3 protein-coding genes are annotated in these 2443 nt (G+C 70.8%); 1 reads left to right on the top strand and 2 read right to left on the bottom strand.

Translation table 11 applies throughout. The features are described from left to right. The coding region (locus AB0H87_RS40700) for an ABC transporter permease (protein ID WP_360158866.1) at positions 1-661 on the bottom strand (661 nt) is incomplete at its 3' end. Positions 662-714: 53 nt separating this feature from the next. Next, positions 715-1749, bottom strand: coding sequence for an ABC transporter substrate-binding protein (locus AB0H87_RS40695; protein ID WP_360158863.1), 1035 nt, complete (start codon positions 1747-1749; stop codon positions 715-717). A gap of 138 nt (positions 1750-1887) precedes the next feature. On the opposite strand from AB0H87_RS40695, the gene AB0H87_RS40690 reads away from it, so the two are divergent. Continuing rightward, positions 1888-2443 (top strand): LLM class flavin-dependent oxidoreductase (locus AB0H87_RS40690; protein WP_360158860.1); only part of this gene is annotated, 556 nt, incomplete at its 3' end.

Here is a 2443-nt window from a genome sequence, read left to right as displayed (position 1 = left end):
CGAGCGCCGTGTTGCCGCTGCCGCCGGACGAGGTGATCAGATAACCCAGTCCCGCGTCGGAGGCGAACAGCTCGCCCACGACCGCGCCGACCACGGCCAGCGGCAGCGCCACCTTGAGGCCCACGAACACCTGTGGCATCGCGGCCGGGAAGCGGATCTTCACGAAGGTCTGCACGCGGGACGCGTCCAGCGACCGGGTCAGCTCGACCAGGTCGCTCGGTGTGCTGCTCAGCCCGGCCGCGGTGGCCAGTGTGATCGGGAAGAAGCAGAACAGCACCGCCATCACGATCTTCGGCGCGCTGTCGAAGCCGAACCAGACGATCAGCAGCGGCACGATCGCCACCTTCGGCGCGGCGTTGAGCGCCACCAGCACCGGATAGACGGCCCGCTCGACCGTGCGTGAGCCCGCGATCAGCGCGCCGGCCAGCACGCCGGCGACCACCGAGATGCCGTACCCGGCAAGGGTTTCCCAGAGCGTCACCTTCGCCTCGGCGAACAGGTCGCCGGGCATCTCGCCGAACACGCGCAGCACCTCGGGCGGCGTCGGCACCAGGTACGACTCGATCTCGAAGGCGACGACGGCCGCCCACCAGAGCGCCACGGCGGCCACGGTGCCGACCACCGGCAGGGCGACCGCCAACGCCTGTGCCCGCCGCTTCATGGTTCCTCCACAGTGGTCGGGAGCGGCCGGGCGGGCCGCTCCCGACGGAGTTCTCAGGCGGACGGCTTCGGGATCAGGCTGAACGAGATGACGTCCTCGGGCTTGAGGCCGTCGGGGATCGCGCCGGCGCCCTGCAGGATCGCGATGCTGCGGGCGGCCCGGGCCTGGTCGATCTGGCCGAGACCGGAGCCGAGGTCGACGTACGGCCGCATCAGCGTCATCTCCGCGGCGGCGACCGGCGGCGGCTGCGTCTTCTCGAACTTCGCGTAGATCTGGCCCGCCTCCTGCGGGTTGTTGATCGTGTCGGAGAGCCCCTTGAGCAGCGCGGTCATGAACCGCTTGACCTGGTCCGGCTTCTCCTGAGCGGTCTTCTTGGACACGCCGATGGCACCGCCGAACAGGTCGGTGATCACGTCGGTGTACGGCAGCACGACCGCCTTCCGCCCGCCCGCGGCCCGCTCGACACCCGGCTTGCCGACCGGGAACTGGGTGATCACGTCGACCTTCTTCGACGCGAGCAGTTGCGGCTGCTGCTGCGGCGCGACGTTCTGGAACTTCACCTTCGTGGCGTCGATGCCGGCGAGGCGTGCGTACGTCGGGAACAGCACCTGGTTGACCGAGCCGGGCTGGGCGCCGATCGTCTTGTTCTCCAGGTCGCGCGGCGTCGTGATGCCGCTCTCCTCCAGCGCCATCAGGGCGGTCAGCGAGCGCTGCTGCACCGCGCCGACGATGGTGAAGTCGTTGATGCCGCCCGGTCGGCCGTACTCCAGGAACGCGCCGGTGAGGTCGATGGAGGCGTACTGGACCGCACCGGAGCTGAGGGCCTTGAGGTTGGGGTTGGTGCCGAGACCCGGCTTGACCTCGACCTCCAGGCCGGCGTCGCGGAAGTAGCCCTTGTCGATAGCGGCGTACACATAGGACTCGCGGCCGAACAGGCCGAAGCCGCTCATGTACGTGACCTTCTCGAGCGGGCCGGCGGCGTTCTGGGTGTTGCTGGCGGGCGCTTTGTCGTCGGAGCCGGAGCAGGCGGCCATGGACAGCAGCATTGCTGCCGCGCCCACGGCGACTACCGCGCGGAGCGTTCTCATAACGGGGGGTCCCTTTCGTGGCATCGAGGTATTGACACGTATGGGGGTGGGACGACGCACCACCCTAGGGGAAACCCGGCGATCGGGACAGCCCGTGCACCTATCCGATCCGGGCAGGAAAGGGATAACCTGACGTCGATGCGTCTTCGGATCTTCGCCTCCACCAAGGGCGGCACGAGCTACGCCGACATCGTGGGCCTGGCCCGCCATGCCGAGGCGTGCGGCTTCGACGGCTTCTTCCGGCCCGACCACTACCTGCCGCTCGGCGGCGTCGCGGACCCCACCCCGACCGACGTCTGGACGACCCTCGCCGGGCTCGCCCGGGACACCAGCCGGATCCGGCTCGGGTCGCTGATGAGCGCCGCCACGTTCCGGGCACCGGGCGCGCTCGCGGTGGCGGTGACCCAGGTCGACCAGATGAGCGGCGGCCGGGTCGAGCTCGGCCTCGGCACGGGCTGGTACCCGCCCGAGCACGCGGCGTTCGGCCTGCCGCTGCCGCCGGTCGGCGAGCGCTTCGCGCGGCTGGCCGAGCAGCTGGCGATCGTCCGGGGACTCTGGACGGCGCAGGACCGGTTCGACCACGCGGGCACGCACTACACGCTGGCCGGCGCGCCGGCGCTGCGGCCGACCCAGCGCCCGCACCCGCCCATCATCGTGGGCGGCAAGGGACCGCGCCGCACGCCACGGCCTCGGC

Source organism: Asanoa sp. NPDC050611, from assembly GCF_040654855.1.
In the GTDB taxonomy this organism is placed as follows: domain Bacteria; phylum Actinomycetota; class Actinomycetes; order Mycobacteriales; family Micromonosporaceae; genus Asanoa.
Note: the sequence above shows the minus strand (reverse complement) of the source record. Positions and strands in the feature narration are given on the sequence as shown.